The organism is Xanthomonas sp. SHU 308 (assembly GCF_000364645.1).
GTDB lineage: Bacteria > Pseudomonadota > Gammaproteobacteria > Xanthomonadales > Xanthomonadaceae > Xanthomonas_A > Xanthomonas_A sontii.
Window position 1 is genome coordinate 1 of the sequence record NZ_AQOK01000715.1, and the last position, 579, is coordinate 579.

At 74.3% G+C, this 579-nt stretch carries 1 protein-coding gene; it reads right to left on the reverse strand.

Translation table 11 applies throughout. The features are described 5' to 3' along the window. Positions 1–315, reverse strand: a 315-nt coding sequence (locus D588_RS25500; RefSeq protein ID WP_157836493.1) for a hypothetical protein, incomplete at its 3' end; no start/stop codon positions are given. Positions 316–579: the final 264 nt, after the last annotated feature.

Consider the following 579-nt stretch of genomic DNA (forward strand, 5'->3'; position numbering starts at 1 on the left):
GCCGCCTGGCGAACGACCGCCGCCCTGCACGCCGCCGCGCGGCGCAGCCGACGCCGCCGGCACCCCGCCCCCGAGGGGCCGAGGATGCTGACGCGCGTTGGACGACAGGGTGCGCATCCAGTGGACGAACTGGACCATCCAGTACCCATACGCCAACGCCATGCCCGCGAAGGCCAGCAGCACGACGCCCTTGGGCCAGTTGAACCCCGGGCCCAGCAGCGCGGCCCAGATCGGGGGCGGCAGCAGCCAGGGGGCGGCCAGCAGTGCGGCGAGCAGCGCCGCGAAGACCCAGGCCACCAGACGATGTCTAGTCATGACCCAGGCTCCCCCGCACGCCAGGCCAGCGCACCAGTACACCGTGCCGCAAGCCCGCTTCGGCGCGCCCTCCTTCGCAACCGGCGCCGGCGCGCATCGCCGCCGCATCGGCACCCGACCGGAGCGGCCACACGCACCGCAGCCCCGCCCGCACATGCCCGAACACTTGCGCCCAGGTCATACGAACGCCCTCCCTGCGGAACGTCGGCGCCGGATCTGCGCGTCCAGGACCTCCTGCACCACCACCGGCGGGCGCTCCAGCCA